Source organism: uncultured Neglectibacter sp., assembly GCA_937958185.1.
GTDB lineage: Bacteria > Bacillota > Clostridia > Oscillospirales > Acutalibacteraceae > Acutalibacter.
Genome location: CALFFN010000016.1, coordinates 1 through 16,502, shown reverse-complemented (window position 1 = coordinate 16,502; position 16,502 = coordinate 1). Strand labels below are relative to the sequence as shown.

Below are 16,502 nucleotides of genomic sequence, written 5' to 3'. Positions count from 1 at the left end.
AACCCTCACTTTTATGAATGATTTGACGATGGATTTTTTTGCAAAGCCGAAGCGCAGGCTCTATTTGCGCCCTGCCGCCCATGCGGCGATGGCGTCCGCAATACGGCGGCTCGCCTGACCGTCCCCATAGGGGTTACTGGCACGGCTCATGCGGTCATATTCCTGTTTGTCCGTCAGCAGCTCCCGGATCATACCGTAGATGGTCTCTTCCTCTGTCCCGGCAAGCTTCAGCGTTCCGGCGGCGATACCCTCCGGGCGCTCGGTGGTATCCCGCAGGACGATCACGGGCTTGCCCAGGGAAGGGGCTTCCTCCTGTATCCCGCCGCTGTCGGTCAGGATCAAACAGGAGCGCGCCAGCAGGTTGTGGAACTCGATGACCTCCATGGGAGGAACCAGCTTCACCCGGTCGCAGCCGCCAAATTCCTCATCGGCAGCCTGCTGCACCAGAGGGTTCAAATGCACGGGATACACCATCTTCACGTCCGGGAACTCGTCGATGATCCGGCGGATCGCCCGGAACATTCTATGCATGGGCTCGCCCAGGTTTTCCCGGCGGTGAGCGGTGAGCACCAGCAGGCGGGAGCCCTCCGCCCAGCGGAGCAGCCCGTCGGAATATTCCTTCCGCACGGTGGTGGAAAGCGCGTCGATGGCGGTGTTGCCCGTCACCACAATGGTTTCCGGGCGCTTCCCCTCCGCCAGCAGGTTCCGGCGGCTCTGCTCCGTGGGGGCGAAATGCAGGTCCGCCATACAGCCCACGAACTGGCGGTTCATTTCCTCCGGGTAGGGGGAATATTTGTCGTGGGTGCGCAAGCCCGCTTCCACGTGCCCGATCGCCACTCTGGCATAGTAGGCGGCAAGCGCCCCGGCAAAGGTGGTGGTGGTGTCGCCGTGCACTAAAATCATATCGGGCTGGACCTCTTTGATGACCTGCTCCATGCCCTGCAGCACCCGGGACGTGATGTCCGACAGGGTCTGCCCCTGCTTCATGATGTCCAAATCGTACTGCGGGCAGATGGAAAAGGCGGAAAGCACCTGATCCAGCATCTGGCGGTGCTGGGCGGTGACGCAGACGATGCTGTCAAATTCCTCCCGCCTGTCCAGCTCCTTGACCAGCGGCGCCATTTTAATGGTTTCCGGGCGCGTGCCAAACACGGACATGACCTTGATTTTTTCCATACGATCAAAACCTTTCCAAGGATATCGCAAAGCTTTCAAAAACTTATCAACAAAGAGCTTACGATTCTCTTACAGTTTTCAAAAAGTGCTTTTTTCATATAAAATCTCGCCCGAATGGGCGAGTTCCGTTTTACTTTTTTACGGCTTTCCGTACCTCTCCCAGGAATTTCACGTTGTTCTGCCAGAACCTGCCCAGCCGGGAGGGCTCCCGCAGAATGCGGTACAGCCATTCGGTATTGGTCTTCACAAAAAAAGCCGGGGCGCGCTGTTTCTTCCCGCTGAGCACATCGAAGGAGCCGCCCACGCCGATGAACACGCCCTTCTGGAATTTCGCAAGGTGCTTCGCAATGAGCAGCTCCTGGGCGGGCACGCCCAGCGCCACCAGCACCAGGTCGGGAGCCGCAGCGGCGATCTCCTCAAAAATCTCATCCTTGTTCCCGTCGTAGCCGTTGCGGTACTGTACGACCATATCGGGATATTCACCCTTCAGCTTCTCCGCCAGCGCGGAAACCACCTCTTCTTTCGCGCCCAGCAGGAAAACAGACTTCCCCGTTTCCCCCGCCTGCTTCAGAAGCTTCTCCGCCAGGTCCACGCCTGTGATGCGCTCCTGCGCGGGCAGCCCGCACATTCGCATGGCTTTCACCACGCTGATACCGTCCGGGGTGATGGCAGTGTCCGGGGAAAGCAGGATCCCCCGGATATCCGGGCGCTTTTCGGCATGCATTAAAATCTCTGGGTTCGCCGTGACCACGAACAGCTTTTCCCCGGACGTCATGGCTGCCCCTGCTTTTTCGCAAAATTCCTCAGCCGTGCCGGGGAATACCCGCTGTAAATATTCCTGGATTGCCATGGCTCAGTCTCCTTTTCCCGTCGTTTTCTCCACCGCTTCGTCCAGCGTCATCTGGTCGGAATCCGCCTGTTCCGGCTCTTCTAAGGTCAGCTGATCCGGGTCCTCCGGCTCAGCCCCGGCTTTCGCGGCATTCTGCTCCGCTTCCCGCGCCTTTGCGGCTTCCCGCATTGCCCGGCGCATTTTTTCCCTGTCCTCGTCAAAATCGTATATTTCCTCCGCGCCGAATGCCTCCGTGCTTTCGGACGCCTTGAAGAACACGGTCAGCGTCTGGAAGATCAGCTTGAAATCCTGCCAGATGCTGTAATTCTCAATGTACATCAGGTCCATGACCAGTTTGTCCTTGGGAGAGGTGTTGTACTTGCCGGAAATCTGCGCCAGCCCGGTCAGCCCCGCCTTCATACGCAGGCGGTAGGCAAATTCCGGCAGCTCGTCGGTGTACTTTTCCACATTTTCCAGCATTTCCGGGCGGGGACCCACCACGGTCATGTCGCCCTTGAGAATGTTCAGCATTTGGGGCAGCTCGTCGATCCTGTACTTCCGCAGGATTTTCCCCACTTTCGTAATGCGGTCGTCGTCCGCGGTGACAGATTTGTGAATGGAGTTTTCCTCCCGCATGGTGCGGAATTTGTACACCTCGAACACCCTGCCGTACTTCGTCAGCCGTTTCTGCTTATAGAACACCTTGCCGCCGTCCTCCAGCTTGATGGCGGCGGCGCAGCCCAGCATGATGGGGCTGGTGAGGATCAGCGCCAGCAGCGACACGCCAATATCCATCAGCCGCTTGACGATGCGCTGCTCCATGGTCAGGTCCTTCGCCACGTACATGACAAGGGACTTATCGTCCAGCGTCATGTATTTCGCGCCCTGGGCGACCACGTCCACCATTTCAAAATTGTAGTAGATATTTTTCTGCTTCTGGTAGCAGTATTCCGTCAGGGTAATGCGCTCCCGCGCCGGCACGTCATAGAGGAACACCGTGTCGTTCCGGGCGATCACGTCCAGCACGTCCGGGGCGTCGTAGCGAATGATCTCGTCCACCTCGTACTGCCGCTGGAACTTGTTGATTTTTGGGATAATATTCCCCAGGCTCTGGCGGGAGGAGGAAATGACGCAGCATTTCTCCGGCGGCTCCAGGGAGAAGTACACAAAATTGCCGAAATAGGCAAAAAAGATAATGACCACCACCTGCAGCAGGATCACCAGCAGCAGCAGATGGGGGGTCTCATATACAAAATGGTCGTTATTATTTTCGCTGGTATTCATGATGGACAGCTGCAGGTGGGTGACCAGATCGGTAATCACCGTGGCAAGCGCCATGGAGTACACGATGGGCTTGCTCTTCTGGGAACCGATGGCATACCCGCCGTATACGGACATCAGCGCGATACCCAGCACCACAAAGGTCACCATGGTGACGCCGGTGGTACGGGAAAGGTTGAAGAGCCACGGGTTATTGATCCCGAAGATCCCGAAAAATATCCCGAACAGGGACATGAACAACGCAAGCTTCAAAATGAAAACAATGGTGCGCTTCAGCTTTTTGATCGTACGCAAAGCAATCCACCTCATCACTCTCGAAACTGAGATTTTTCTTCCTCCACAGGGAGCGTTCCTTTGGGAAACCGCCGCGATGGGAAAGCAGCTTGTGCAGAAACCGCCGCACATTCTTAGGGTTATCATAGCACAGGCGCTCAAAAAAGGCAAGCGCAGGAAAGCCGCTTGCCTTCCTGCGCCTGATTTCTGTTACATTTTTTCTTACTTGCCGTAATGCTCCGCCACGGACTTCAAATGCTCGATAATGGGCAGGTGCTGGGGGCACATGGATTCGCACTGACCGCAACCAATGCAGTCCCCCGCCTTGCCGAATTTTTCCGTGAGATGGTCGTAATTGCTGAAATTCACCGTCCAGCCCTTTTCCTCCAAATGCTCCCGCATATCCTCGTTGTACAGGGAGAAATACTGGGGAATGGCAATGTGCCGGGGGCAGCCCTCCGTGCAGTAGGAGCAGCCTGTGCAGGGTACGGCGACCTGGGCGTTTATCATGTCCGCCGCCTTGTGGGTCAGGGCGATCTCCTGCTCTGTCAGGGGCTGGAAGCTTTCCATATAGGAAAGGTTATCCCGCATCTGCTCCAGATCGCTCATGCCGGACAGTACCATGAACACATTGTCAAGAGTTGCGGCAAAGCGGATCGCCCAGGAGGCGGGGGAGGCTTCCCCGTCCGCTTCCCGGAACAGCTTTTCTACGTTCTCCGGCAGGCTTGCCAGCGTGCCGCCCTTGACGGGCTCCATCACGATCACGGGCTTATCGTGCTTTACCGCCACATCATAGCAGGCTTTGGACTGTATCCACTGGCTGTCCCAGTCCAGATAGTTTATCTGTAACTGCACAAATTCCATTTCCGGGTGCTTGGTGAGGATCTCGTCCAGCAGCTCCGCCGTGCCGTGGAAAGAGAAGCCGGGGCAGCGGACAAGCCCCTGCGCCTTTTTCTCCATCAGCCAGTGGAAACAGTCGAACTGCTCAAACTTCGGATAGCTGTTCCCATCGATCCCGTGGAGCAGGTAATAATCGAAATAGCCCGCGCCGGTTTTTTCCAGCTGCTGGTCAAAAATTTCGTCCCGCCCCTCCAGGGAATCAAAAAAGCCGGCGTTCAGCTTTGTGGAAAGGGTAAAGCTTTCTCTGGGGTGGCGCTCCACCAAAGCGGTCTTCACAGCATTTTCGCTTTGGAAGCCGCAGTACATCCACGCGGTGTCAAAATAAGTAAAGCCCTTTTCCAGAAACAGGTCCACCATCTGCTTCATCTGCTCGATGTCAATGTCTCCGGCATTTGTCCTGTCGTTCAGGGGCAGGCGCATCAGACCGAAACCAAACTTCCTATGGGGCTTTCCCATGTAAATATCCTGCATGTCAATCCCTCCTGTATGACATTACTGTTCCAGCGCCGCCGCAGCCTTTTTCAGGGTCTCGATGATCTCGATATGCTGGGGGCAGTGCGCCTGGCAGGAGCCGCACTGAATGCAGTCGCTTGCCTTGCCGCCCTCCGCGGTGGTGCGCTGGTAAGAGCCCTTTGCGCCCTCCTTGTTGTTGTAGAGGGTCAGGTTGTTCATCACGGAGAAAATCCCGGGAATGTTGATCTTCTGGGGGCAGCCGTCCACGCAATACTTGCAGGCGGTGCAGGGAATGGTGGGAATGCTGTTCAAAATCTCCACCGCCTGCTTCACAACACCCTGCTCGCTTTCGCTCAGGGGCTGGAAATTTTCCATATAGGACACATTGTCGTTCAGCTGCTCCTCCGTGGACATGCCGGAAAGCACGGTGACCAGCCCCTCCAGGGAAGCGGCGAACCGCACCGCCCAGGAGGGCACGGAAAGGTTGGGGTTGGCGTCCTTAAAGAGCTTCTGCACCTCCGGCGTCATGGTGGCAAGGGAACCGCCCTTGACAGGCTCCATGATGATGACGGGCTTATCATGCTTTCTCGCCGTTTCATAGCACAGCCGGGACTGCACGTTTTCACTGTCCCAGTCGGCGTAGTTTATCTGCAGCTGTACAAATTCCGCTTCCGGGTGCTTCGTGAGGATATCGTCCAGCACCTCGGCGCTGTCGTGGAAGGAGAAGCCGATGTGCTTCGCCCTTCCCTGCTCCTTGATGGACTTCATGAACTCCCACGCGCCCAGGTCCTCCGCTTTCTGCGCGGAGTCCTTGTTCAAAGCGTGGAGCAGGTAGAAGTCGTAGTATTCCAGCCCGGCGCGGGTCAGGGATTCCTGGAACACCCGCTCCATGTCCGCCTTATCTTTCAGGTCCCACAGGGGCAGCTTGCTGGCGCACTGGAAGCTGTCCCTGGGATAGCGGTCCACCACCGCTTCCTTCAGGGCGACCTCGGACTTGCCTCCTATGTACACATATGCCGTGTCAAAATAGGTGAACCCTTTCGCGATAAAGGTATCCGCCATTTTTTTGACCTGCTCAATGTCGATCTCTTCGCCCTTCATGGGCAGGCGCATCAGCCCAAAGCCCAGCTTCTTGATAGATTCACCCAAATATTTCTCTGCCATACTCGTTTCCTCCCCGGAGCCGCTTCGGCAGCCCCACTTTCTTCATGAAAATTTCAGCCTTTTGGCTTGTTTTTATTATAAAAGGTGAAGTGCGGTTTAAGTCAAGCCCTTTTTCGGATTTCACAAAAATTTGTATACATTGACGACTGTTTCTGTGCAGAAGCCGCCGCTTCTTACTAAATCCTGAAAAATCGGGAAAACCGTTGCCCGGCGCTTTGTCTTGCGGTATAATATCCGCAAAGGACAGCGGATATTATAGATTTGAAGTTGCCTCGGTCAGTTCTTCGCTTTGCTCAGACGACCGATCGGCACATTATACCAACGCGCCTTCGGCGCTTATGGTATAATAGACACTAGATTCTGGATTCTAGAGTCTAGATGTTAGGAAGGGCGTAAGGGCACAAGAATTGCTGAGGTCGGGTCGCCGGGCTTTTCCTTTGCACGAGGAAATTTCACGATTGCTCACCGCAGGTGTAGTACAATGATCGCAAAGCGATCATCACTGAGAAAGCCTGAGGTGCGAAGCACCTCTCTTTTCTCGTAAACTCGAAAAGCACCGACTTTCTCTAAAATGGTTGGCGCCTGCGGCGCTTATGGTACAATGAGAACAGACCTTGGAAAGGGGGAGCCGCCATGACGCAGGACAGGAAAAAGCGGATATTGCTGCTGCTCGCCGTGCTTTTGGGCGCGGGACTGCTGCTGAGCTTCATTTTATTTGTCTGGCAGCCGCCCTGCCTGATCTTACAGCGCACCGGCTTCTACTGCGCCGGGTGCGGCGGGCAGAGAATGGCGTTTGCCCTGCTGCGGGGGGACTTTGCCGCGGCGTTCCGATACAACCCCTTCCTGTTTTGTGTGCTTCCCCCGCTTTGCGGATACCTGCTGTGGGAGGGCGTGCGCTTCGTCCGAAAGGAACGCCCGCTGTGCCGTATGAAATACGCATGGATCCCCGCGGTAGCCATATTGGCGACAGCGACGGTGTTCTCCGTTCTCCGCAATCTGCCTGCCTTCTCCTTCTTAGCGCCGCCGGCTTGAAAAGGAAAAACCCGAAAGCTCTGCATTTTACAGGGCTTTCGGGAATTTTTATATTTGCTTACTTTTTGATGTATGCCAGCCCGCAGGCGCCGGGACCTGTGTGCGTCCCCACGATGCTGCCGATATCCATATCATAGAGTTCTTTCTTTTTCAGCACCTCTTCCAAATATTCCTTGAAATCCTCCCTGGTCCGGGGCACTGCCGCGTGACCGGTGGAAACGCCGTAGTCCGCGGAAATGGGCTCCTTATCAATGAGCTTGCGGATAAACTGGAACGCCGCTTTCCTGCCGCGCGCCTTGCCCACCACCTCTACCAGACCGTCCTTCAGGGTGATGATGGGGCAGATGCCCAAAATACTGGCGACCATGGCGCTGGTGGCAGAAAGCCGGCCGCCCATTTTCAGGTACTTCAGATCGTCGATCAGCGCCCACAGGCGCACGCGGGGCACAAGCCCCTCGACCTGCTGGGCGATCTCTGCGGCGGACAGCCCTCTGTCCCGCATTTTTACCGCTTCCTCCACCAACAGCCCCAGCGCAAAGGTAACGTTCAGCGTGTCGGGCAGATAAATATTCTTCGCGCCCAGAATATCCTTTGCCACGGTGGCGGACTGCAGCGTGCCGCTCATGCGGGAGGAAATGAACAGGCACACCACCTCGTCGCCGCTGTCCTTATAAGGGCGGAAAATCTCCTCGAACTCAGCCGGGGTGATCTGCGCCGTTTTCGGCAGCTCCTTTGCCGCCGCCAGCTTTTCATAGAACTGGTCGTTGGTAATGTCGATATTGGCGCGGAAGCTTTCCCCGCTGAAATTCACCGTAATGGGCAGCATTTCCACGCCCAGCTCCGCACAGCGCTTCGGGCTCAGGTCGCAGGAGCTGTCTGTCAGTATTTTTACCATTTGGAATCTCCTTTCCAAAACATCGCTTGCAAAATTCCGTTTTTATGATACCGAAAAACGCGAAAAAGGTCAACTGTGCCAATGTAAAAAATCTATGTACGGAACCGCCGCTTTCTGTGTTGTTTGTCTGATACCGATTTTCCGCGAGGCTTTTTCGTTTTATCCTTTCCCGCGGTCTGTTTTGACTTCCCGCCCCCCGCTCTCACGTGCCTGACCGCCCCTGTTTCGGCTTTTTTGCCTTTTGGGACGCCTTTTCTTGACATTCGTCCGAAATCGTACTATACTTTTGTACGATTTCGGACTTGATTTTAGGAAGGGGCGTTTGCCATGACCGAACCAGGAACTGCCGGATACTCTTTTCTTCCCCACTCTGGGAACCCGGTGGTACAGTTTAATTATTTGAATTCAGAAATCAATTGTACTTATCACGATATTCACGCCAGGCTGGGTCTGTCCGACAGCACCATGACTGTGCTTTACATTCTCCACGATTTTGAAGGGGAGTGCCTTTTAGGGGATATTATCCGGCTGTCCGGCGCAAGTAAGCAGACGGTAAACTCCGCTCTGCGGAAGCTGGAAGGGGAAGGCGCGCTGACCGTGAAGCCCTTCCGGGGCAAACGGAAATCCGTCTGCCTGACGGAAAAAGGGAAGGACTTGATAGAGCTGTATGTCATGCCTGTCATTCGGATAGAAAACGAAATCTGGGCGTCTTGGACTGAGCAGGAGCAGCGCCTGTATTTACAGCTTACTGAGCGCTATCTCACTGCCTTACGGGAAAAAAGCAAGGCTTTAGGGAAGTTTTTATGAAAAACAGGATCCAGCTTTCCGACCATTTTACTTACGGGCGGCTTGTCCGCTATACGCTGCCCACCATCGGCATGATGATCTTCACCTCCATCTACGGTGTGGTGGACGGCTTCTTCGTGTCAAATTATGTGGGAAAAACGCCCTTCGCAGCGGTAAACTTCATCATGCCCTTTTTGATGATCTTAGGCGCGGTAGGCTCTATGCTGGGCACGGGCGGCAGCGCGCTGATCGCCAAAACTCTCGGCGAGGGTGACCGGGACAAAGCCAACAGCCTGTTTTCCCTGTTTTTGCTGCTGACGGCGGCAAGCGGTGTGGCGATCACCGTGCTGGGCGTTATCTTTCTCCGCCCCATTGCCACCGCGCTGGGCGCGGAGGGAGAAATGCTGGAAAACTGTGTGGTGTACGGGCGGATCATTCTTTTTGCCCAGCCGGCATTCATGCTGCAATTTGAATTTCAAAGCTTCTTTTCCACGGCGGGAAAGCCCAAGCTGGGCTTGGCGGTCACCGTGTGCGCCGGAGTCGCCAACATGATTCTGGACGCCCTGCTGGTAGCGGTGTTCCCGCTGGGTCTGCAGGGCGCGGCGCTGGCGACCGCCATCAGCGAATGCATCGGCGGCATTGTGCCGGTAGTCTACTTTGCCCGCCCCAATTCCAGCCTGCTGCGCATCACCAAAACAAAATACGACGGGAAGTCCGTGCTGAAAGCCTGCACCAACGGCTCCTCCGAGCTGATGTCCAACATCTCCATGTCGCTGGTGAGCATGCTCTACAATGTCCAGCTGATCCGATATGCCGGGGAAGACGGCGTGGCGGCATACGGCATGCTGATGTATGTCAGCATGATCTTCATTGCCGCGTTTATCGGGTATTCCGTGGGCACCGCGCCGGTCATCGGCTTCCATTACGGCGCGGGGAACCAAACGGAGCTGAAAAGCCTCCTGCGCAAGAGCCTGATCCTGATCGGCAGCTGCTCTGTCGCCATGCTGGCGGCGTCCGAGCTGCTGGCACGCCCCCTCTCCCTGATCTTCGTGGGCTATGACGAGGGTCTGCTCTCCATGACCCTCCGGGCGTTTGCCTTCTTCTCCTTCTCTTTCCTGTTCAGCGGCATTTCCATTTTTGGCTCGTCTTTCTTTACCGCCCTGAACAACGGGCTGGTCTCCGCCCTGATCTCTTTCCTGCGCACCCTGGTGTTCCAGGTGGCGGCGGTGCTGATTTTCCCTCTCATCTGGAAGCTGGACGGCATTTGGATATCCATTGTCGCCGCAGAGCTGATGGCAGCCCTGACCACCGCCGCTTTCCTTGCCGCCATGCGGAAAAAGTACGGGTACTGAGCATTTCGGAAAACCGCCCTTGCATTCCCTGGAAGGCTGTGCTATACTATCAAGCAGACTGAAAGAAAAAGAGGGCGGGGAAATGCGGCAATACTTTGCTTACCTGTAAAAATCACACTGCGTCTGCGGTGATTTTTCTGTGTGGCAAAGTATCTGTCTCTCCCTGTTTTACTTGGAAACTGTAAAACAAGGTCATGAGAAGGTGCTTCTCGTGACCTTGCTTTTTTTCTTTCCGTTACTTTCCGAAAGGAGGTTTCGCCGTCATGTTGATTTTCTGTCGCAAAGTGATCGCTTGCCGTTTAGGGCAAGCAAAGCCGGTTTTCCCGGCGGTTCTTTGCCTGTCCTGATTTCTCATGAGCGCTGCAGGCGCAAATGATCAAGATGATCGTTAAGTGCTGCCTTCTTGGAGAAAACCGCTTGCGGTTCAGGGCTCTCTGAGATGCTCGCACCGCGATCATTTACCGCCGGAAGATCGGTTACCTCGCAATTATTATAAGGAGAACCGATCATGACAAAATTAGAACAATGTAAGAATCTTCTGGGCTGCTGGGAGCAGCCCGATTACCGATACCGCCAGATCCTGCACGCCGTGTTCCGGGAGCGCGTTTCCCGGTTTCAGGACATGACCGCCCTGCCCAAAGACCTGCGGCAAAAGCTGTGCCGGGAGCTGGGAGACAGCGTTCTTTCCCTGCGCCCCATTGGGGAAAGCCGCTCCGGGCAGGCGGATAAGCTGCTGTTTGAGCTGCCGGGCGGCGGCAGGATCGAAGCGGTTCGGCTGCACTATAAAAAGGGCTGGGAATCCTTCTGCATTTCCTCCCAATGCGGCTGTGCCTTCGGGTGCAAATTCTGCGCTACCGGGGCTATGGGCAAACTGCGGAACCTTACCGCCTGGGAGATTGCAGAGGAGCTTCTCTATTTCTATTTGCAGGGCTGTGAGCTGGACAGCGTTTCCTTTATGGGCATGGGGGAACCGCTGGCGAACCCCCATATATTTGAAGCGCTTTCCCTGCTGACCGACCCCCGGCTTTTCGGGCTGAGCCAGCGGCGCATTACCGTGTCCACCGTTGGAGTGGCGCCGGGCATTCGCCGGCTGACCCTGGAATTTCCCCAGGTCAACCTGGCCTATTCCCTTCACGCCCCCACCCCGGAGCTGCGGCGAAAGCTGATGCCCGTGGAAGACCGCTGGTCCATGGAGCAGGTCCTTCCCCTGTTAAACGCCCATATCCGGCGCAGCCACCGCCGGGTGTTCCTTGCCTACACCCTTTGCAAAAATATCAACGACTCCCCTGCCCATGCCCGGAAGCTGGCGCAGCTTCTCAGGCAGAATCCCCGGGAGCTTCCCCTGTACCATGTGGACCTGATCCCCTGCAATGAAACCGACCACGCCGGCGGGATATTCCGTTCCCCCGAGCCACGGCAGGTGGAGGAATTTTTGCAGGTCCTCCGCCGGGCAGGTGTCAGCTGCTCCGCCCGTACCCAGTTCGGCGCGGATATTTCCGCCGCCTGCGGGCAGTTGGCAGCAAAGAATCAGTAGCCAGCCGCTCCCAAAAAACGCTTCAAAGCCAAGCCCACCGTCCAAAAGCGGCAGGCTTGGCTTTTTCTGTTCCGAGCGTGTTTTGGGAGCGGCGCATTTCAAACATAAGCTGATTTTACCGGTTTTGTTCCAAGCGCTCCCGCACCAGCTGCCTGTCGGGATACAGCCCTGCAACCGGTGCGAAAAATGTCTCCATGGGAACATCGTAAACAAGAAAACAACTTGAAACGGCTCTCTGACCGTTTCTCTATCGCCAGGTGGAATAGGCAGCAGGCAGCGCAAGCAAGGAAAGCTAAAACAGTGCACTCCAAATCAGTGGAAACACTTGAAAAATTCTCAAAAAACGGTATAATAAATATAGAGGGTGAGACTATGGGTGTCGATGTGCAAATTGATGATTTTACTCCTTGCTTAGTAGAACGCCAAACAGGAAATATTGTTGATACGACCTATAGTCTTTCATCTGTTGCCGACAGAAAAGGGCTGAAAAAGGAAGGGTGGCTGTTTAATTGGAATCATGAAAGCCTTAGGGACAGTCAAATATATAAATTGACGGTCAAAGACGACCCACAGATTCAAGGGCTGGTGGCTATTGAAGAACAGCCGAAAAATTATGCCGTCCATCTTTCGCTGGCTGAAAGCGCACCTCACAATAGAGGAGAAAATAAGATATATAATGGCGTGGGCGGTCACCTGTTTGCTATTGCGGTTCAAAAATCCTACCAGGCAGGATATGGCGGATTTATTTATTTTGAAGCCAAAAACATGGAACTAGTGCAGCATTATAGTGAAAAATTCGGGGCAAAATTGATAGGCAGACCTCATCAATACTCAATGATTATTGATGAGGAAAACGCAAAAACGCTGTTAGAAGCATATACTCTGGAGGAATGATAGACCATGACGAAAAAGGTTTTAATCGAAAGTCAGGAGCTGGAACGTGCCGCAGAAAAGGCAGGTGGTTTTGTGGCTGCTCCCGGAACTTTGAAGCGCAATCCGAAAGGGGAAAAAGAGTTTGCTATCATCAGGCAGTATTCCTTGAAGCATAAAATTCCAATTTCACGGTTGACAGATCAAGACTATCAAAACATGGGAATTTCGAGATAGGATAAATCAATAGGAAACCAGCAGCTTTCACGCTTTGCGGCGTGGGGCTGCTTTTTTCCTATCCAACTCGCCCGGCGCGGATATTTCCGCCGCCTGCGGGCAGTTGACAGCAAAGAATCAGTAGCCAGCCGCTCCCAAAAAAACGCTTCAAAGCCAAGCCCACCGTCCAAAGGCGGCAGGCTTGGCTTTTTCTGTTCCGGGCGTGTTTTGTGCGCGGCACATTTCAAACACAAGCTGATTTTACCGATTTTGCTCCAAGCGCTCCCGCACCCGAGGTCTGTCGGGACACAACCCGGCAACAGGCGCGAAAAATGTCTCCATGGGAACATCGTAAAGCTGGCAGAGTGAGTACAGGGTGAACACACTGGGCGTTGCGCCCCCCGTTTCGTAATAGGAATAGGTGGAGCGCGAGACGTGCAGGAACTCCGCCACCGTTTCTTGCTTCATACCCACATTGAGCCGCAGCGTCCGCAGGGAAGCGGAAAGCTGCTTTTGCAGATTTTTCTGGGAAGCCCCTTTTTTACTTTTGCGTTTCATTTTGAAATCCTCCTGTTAAAAATTCCGCATTTCATGTCCATATTTCGCACGAAATGCAGTATAGACTGCCAAGAAAATGACCTATAATTAGGTCATCAGGTGGTGAACTTATGGAATATGATTTGCTTGCCATTGGCAAAAGGATCGCAGATTTGAGAAAGCTGCACGGAATGACCCAGGAAGCGCTGGGCGAATATCTGGGCATTACCGGGAAACAGATTGCCCGGGTAGAATACGGGACCAGCAGCCTTACGCCAAAAAGCTATCTCAAAGTCAGCGAGCTGTTTTCCGTAAGTTTGGATTATCTTTTCACAGGAAAGCTGGACAAGCCCCTTAACGACTGTGTGACCGAATTTATGAAACAAGCTTCTTATGAAAGTCAGGAAGCCGTCTGGCATTTTCTTCAGTCCCTGATGAAAATTGGCAAGTCTTGACGATAAACCTCACACAAAGTATAAAACTCCCCCTTTTCTTTGTCAAGGGGGAGTTTTTGTCGTTTCCTGTCAGATTGGGAAATCTGTAAGTTTCAGAAAAATTTGCCGTTTGCCTTTCAACAAATCATTGAAAACACTTTTGCTTTCTTTGCTTTTCATGTTGTCCTTTCAAAATAAAAAAGAAATTGGAAAACTTTATTGACAAATTATCAAAAACTCTGTATAATTATTTTTAATATAAATATACTGTGGATCATTCTGTCGCGTCCATACCACAGGTTTTTCCTGTTCCGTTTTTGTCGAGGAGGTTTTTGTATGAAAAAACTACTTCCCAGCTTCTGCGTCTGTCTCTCGCTGTGCTTCCTGCTGGCTGGCTGCGGCGGTGCGCCTGAAGTGACGCAGATCCGCGGGGCTTCCCAAGCGGTAGAGGACAAGCTTCTGGAAGCTTTTTCCTCCCCCGGGGAAGACGCCGCCGCTGCTCTGCTGGATTTGAAGGAGTCCGACCTTGTGGAAACAAAGGGCGATGAGACCGTCTCCTACAAAACCTATCTCGCTCCCTACTCCTGGTGCGGAATAAAATTGGATACGAAGCTTTCCTTCGGCTACGGAATGGTGGGAAATATTACAGCAAACACGGTTTTCCCCGGCGGGGACGAAAAAGAATTACAGGACGTATGCAGAGCCTGCTTCGACCTGTTCCAAGCCCAGTTCGGCGCCCCTTTTTCCTATCTTTTGGAAAGCGGGCAGGGCGGCACAAATATGGAGTACCCCAAAGGCGGGGCGGATACTGTCTTTCAGGATTTTTGGGAATCTGCCCAGAAGCAGCTGGTGTTCCGTTTCAGCTTGAATGGTGAGCAGAATTCCGCTGAGTGGATAGAATACCGTATTCAAAAAAACGGGGATTACCCGGCAGGCGGCGTGGAGCTTCACTTTTCCCTCGTGCGGGACGTCCTGCTGCAAAAGCAATAAGGAGCGCAGTTCCTGAATGTAAAAAAGGCATACCCGCAGAGGGTATGCCTTTTTTGTCATAGTGACAGAAAAACTTACTTATTTTCCTGGTCGCCTACCGGCATGGGGTACTTTCTCATGTAGGAAAGCAGCTCGTCCACGGTGGTGAAAGCCAGACCGGTCACGGTGTCGGCAGCGCCATAGTAAATGGTGATGCGCCCGGTCTCCGGGTCGGTAAGGGTGGCGCAGGGGAAGGTGACGTTGGGCACGTCGCCGGTCAGCTCATACTGCTCCTCAGGTCCGAACACATAGAAGTTGCAGCGCTCCTTCACGATCCAGGGGCGGTCGATATCCAGCAGCGCCACGCCGAAGCGGTAGACAAAGCCGTTGCAGGAATTGAGCACGCCGTGATAGATCATCAGCCAGCCCTCGTCCGTCTCAATGGGGGTAGGTCCGGGACCCACTTTCTTACTCTGCCAGCCGTTTGCCGTGCCGAACAGCCAGCGGTGCCTGCCCCAATAGCACAGGTCGGGACTTTCACTGTAGAAAATGTCGCCGAAGGGGGTGTGCCCGGTGTCGCTGGGGCGGCTGACCATGGCGTAATTCCCACCTATTTTCCGGGGGAACAGCACGCCGTTGCGGTTATAGGGCAGGAAAGCGTTCTCCAGCTGGTGGAAGGTTTTGAAATCCTGGGTCCAGCCCACGCCGATGGTGGGACCGTGATAGCCGTTGCACCAGGTGATATAGTACCTGTCCTCAATGAAGCAGACCCGGGGATCGTAACGGTATTCCTTGCGGATCACGTCCTTTTCCCCCTCAAACACGATGGGGTCGTGATTGATCTCCCAGTGAATGCCGTCCTTGGAGAAGCCGGCAAAAATGTCCATTTCCACCCCTCTGTTATCGCAGCGGAACACCCCGGCGTAAGCGTCGCCAAACACGACCACGGCGGAGTTGAAAATGCTGTTGGAGGTGGGGATCGCGTCCCGCTTGATGATGGGGTTCCCGGTGTAGCGCCACACGGGCTTGTCGTACCCGGCGGGTTTATCCTGCCAGGGCATGTTGGGTAATGCAGGTCTACCGATGATTTTTGCCATAATAAGAGGCTCCTCTCTGTTTTTGCCTGACCCAAGGGCGTTTCCGCCCTTTCTTTATACGGACATTGTACCACCTTTTTCTGGAAAAGAAAAGGCACTTCCGGCAGAATCTCAAAATCTTTTCGCAAAAGCCTTTTTTCTGTTTCGGCGCGTCGGTTTTCCCTGAGGCAGCTTCAAAGCCGCTATGCCCGGTCCTCCGCCTGTTCAATTCGGAACTTGATCGTATTTATCCAGCATGGGTGCTGAAGGCGCCACTCGCGCTCCGCCAGCAGTTCCGCTACCTGCCGGCTGGCAAATCCATACGCCTTGCTTTTGTCCGCTGTCCATCGGCTTACGGTTCTTGACGCGCGATACTCCTTCGTATGGCGGACAGCGTTTACCCTGACCACATAATACCTCATGGCTCTATCCCCTTATGGCTTTCTTGTCTCCATTATAACGCCAAAATCTATTTGCGTCAAAAACTTTCAATAAAAATTTTTAGAAATTTTGCCTTTTTCTCAGAGCCTGCCTGGGTTTTTCGTTTTTTCTCCCAACGGCAAAAAGTTTCTGAAAAAGCCACGGTCTTCAGAAGCTTCTTTTTCTTTGCGGTCCTACTACAAAAATAATATTCTTTTCCCTTTGACCGTGAAAAATTGGTAGCGACCAAATCGGCGTAAAAACGTTTCTTGCCTGCCGGCTCGGTCAGTTCGCACCAGCGTCCC

19 protein-coding genes are annotated in these 16,502 nt (G+C 54.1%); 9 read left to right on the top strand and 10 right to left on the bottom strand.

What is annotated here, in order from left to right; all coding sequences use genetic code 11:
- Positions 1 to 60: 60 nt before the first annotated feature.
- From wecB to AB8996_RS04490, 3 genes are all read right to left on the bottom strand, one after another.
- Positions 61 to 1,176 (bottom strand): non-hydrolyzing UDP-N-acetylglucosamine 2-epimerase, encoded by a 1,116-nt coding sequence (gene wecB / locus AB8996_RS04500; RefSeq protein WP_369297777.1) that lies wholly within the window; start codon positions 1,174 to 1,176, stop codon positions 61 to 63.
- 130 nt (positions 1,177 to 1,306) lie between these two features.
- Complete coding sequence (locus AB8996_RS04495) at positions 1,307 to 2,026, bottom strand: WecB/TagA/CpsF family glycosyltransferase (RefSeq protein WP_369297776.1); 720 nt, start codon at positions 2,024 to 2,026, stop codon at positions 1,307 to 1,309.
- 3 nt (positions 2,027 to 2,029) lie between these two features.
- Complete coding sequence (locus AB8996_RS04490) at positions 2,030 to 3,538, bottom strand: sugar transferase (protein WP_369297775.1); 1,509 nt, start codon at positions 3,536 to 3,538, stop codon at positions 2,030 to 2,032.
- Between the two features lies 1 nt (position 3,539).
- Here AB8996_RS04490 and AB8996_RS04485 point away from each other — a divergent pair, with 1 nt between their 5' ends.
- Positions 3,540 to 3,794: a hypothetical protein gene (locus AB8996_RS04485; protein ID WP_369297774.1), complete on the top strand. Its 255-nt coding sequence runs from the start codon at positions 3,540 to 3,542 to the stop codon at positions 3,792 to 3,794.
- On the opposite strand, the gene AB8996_RS04480 is transcribed toward AB8996_RS04485, so the two are convergent.
- Both AB8996_RS04480 and AB8996_RS04475 read right to left on the bottom strand, forming a co-directional pair.
- A complete protein-coding gene (locus tag AB8996_RS04480) occupies positions 3,782 to 4,930 on the bottom strand; it encodes an aldo/keto reductase (protein ID WP_369297773.1) in 1,149 nt (382 codons plus the stop codon). The genes AB8996_RS04485 and AB8996_RS04480 overlap by 13 nt on opposite strands.
- A 21-nt stretch (positions 4,931 to 4,951) precedes the next feature.
- Positions 4,952 to 6,076 (bottom strand): aldo/keto reductase, encoded by a 1,125-nt coding sequence (locus AB8996_RS04475; RefSeq protein WP_369297772.1) that lies wholly within the window; start codon positions 6,074 to 6,076, stop codon positions 4,952 to 4,954.
- A 633-nt stretch (positions 6,077 to 6,709) separates the two neighbouring features.
- Here AB8996_RS04475 and AB8996_RS04470 point away from each other — a divergent pair.
- Positions 6,710 to 7,108 carry a DUF2752 domain-containing protein gene (locus AB8996_RS04470; RefSeq protein ID WP_369297771.1) on the top strand — a complete coding sequence of 133 codons (399 nt, stop codon included), beginning with the start codon at positions 6,710 to 6,712 and terminating at the stop codon, positions 7,106 to 7,108.
- Between the two features lie 58 nt (positions 7,109 to 7,166).
- Here AB8996_RS04470 and AB8996_RS04465 read toward each other — a convergent pair whose 3' ends face one another.
- Positions 7,167 to 8,003, bottom strand: coding sequence for a DegV family protein (locus tag AB8996_RS04465; protein ID WP_369297770.1), 837 nt, complete (start codon positions 8,001 to 8,003; stop codon positions 7,167 to 7,169).
- 327 nt (positions 8,004 to 8,330) lie between these two features.
- On the opposite strand from AB8996_RS04465, the gene AB8996_RS04460 reads away from it, so the two are divergent.
- From AB8996_RS04460 to AB8996_RS04440, 5 genes are all read left to right on the top strand, one after another.
- Positions 8,331 to 8,810, top strand: a complete 480-nt coding sequence (locus AB8996_RS04460; RefSeq protein WP_369297769.1) for a MarR family transcriptional regulator — start codon at positions 8,331 to 8,333, stop codon at positions 8,808 to 8,810.
- Positions 8,807 to 10,141 (top strand): MATE family efflux transporter, encoded by a 1,335-nt coding sequence (locus AB8996_RS04455; protein ID WP_369297768.1) that lies wholly within the window; start codon positions 8,807 to 8,809, stop codon positions 10,139 to 10,141. Before AB8996_RS04460 ends, AB8996_RS04455 begins: the two co-directional genes overlap by 4 nt.
- 508 nt (positions 10,142 to 10,649) lie before the next feature.
- Positions 10,650 to 11,675 (top strand): 23S rRNA (adenine(2503)-C(8))-methyltransferase Cfr, encoded by a 1,026-nt coding sequence (gene cfr / locus AB8996_RS04450; protein WP_369297767.1) that lies wholly within the window; start codon positions 10,650 to 10,652, stop codon positions 11,673 to 11,675.
- A 315-nt stretch (positions 11,676 to 11,990) separates the two neighbouring features.
- Positions 11,991 to 12,569, top strand: coding sequence for a hypothetical protein (locus AB8996_RS04445; RefSeq protein ID WP_369297766.1), 579 nt, complete (start codon positions 11,991 to 11,993; stop codon positions 12,567 to 12,569).
- Positions 12,570 to 12,575: 6 nt separating this feature from the next.
- Positions 12,576 to 12,782, top strand: a complete 207-nt coding sequence (locus AB8996_RS04440) for a hypothetical protein (RefSeq protein WP_369297765.1) — start codon at positions 12,576 to 12,578, stop codon at positions 12,780 to 12,782.
- Between the two features lie 240 nt (positions 12,783 to 13,022).
- Here AB8996_RS04440 and AB8996_RS04435 read toward each other — a convergent pair whose 3' ends face one another.
- Positions 13,023 to 13,319 carry a helix-turn-helix transcriptional regulator gene (locus tag AB8996_RS04435; RefSeq protein ID WP_369297764.1) on the bottom strand — a complete coding sequence of 99 codons (297 nt, stop codon included), beginning with the start codon at positions 13,317 to 13,319 and terminating at the stop codon, positions 13,023 to 13,025.
- Between the two features lie 110 nt (positions 13,320 to 13,429).
- Between AB8996_RS04435 and AB8996_RS04430 the strand changes: the two genes are divergently transcribed.
- Positions 13,430 to 13,753, top strand: a complete 324-nt coding sequence (locus AB8996_RS04430) for a helix-turn-helix domain-containing protein (protein WP_369297763.1) — start codon at positions 13,430 to 13,432, stop codon at positions 13,751 to 13,753.
- A 315-nt stretch (positions 13,754 to 14,068) separates the two neighbouring features.
- The gene (locus tag AB8996_RS04425) at positions 14,069 to 14,722 is read left to right on the top strand and encodes a hypothetical protein (protein ID WP_369297762.1); all 654 of its coding nucleotides are present in this window, start codon (positions 14,069 to 14,071) and stop codon (positions 14,720 to 14,722) included.
- Between the two features lie 74 nt (positions 14,723 to 14,796).
- On the opposite strand, the gene AB8996_RS04420 is transcribed toward AB8996_RS04425, so the two are convergent.
- The 3 genes from AB8996_RS04420 to AB8996_RS04410 all read right to left on the bottom strand — a co-directional run.
- Positions 14,797 to 15,801: a glycoside hydrolase family 130 protein gene (locus tag AB8996_RS04420; protein ID WP_369297802.1), complete on the bottom strand. Its 1,005-nt coding sequence runs from the start codon at positions 15,799 to 15,801 to the stop codon at positions 14,797 to 14,799.
- Positions 15,802 to 15,980: 179 nt separating this feature from the next.
- Complete coding sequence (locus AB8996_RS04415) at positions 15,981 to 16,199, bottom strand: hypothetical protein (RefSeq protein ID WP_369297761.1); 219 nt, start codon at positions 16,197 to 16,199, stop codon at positions 15,981 to 15,983.
- Between the two features lie 56 nt (positions 16,200 to 16,255).
- On the bottom strand, positions 16,256 to 16,502 hold a 247-nt coding region (locus AB8996_RS04410; protein WP_369297760.1), incomplete at its 5' end, for a hypothetical protein.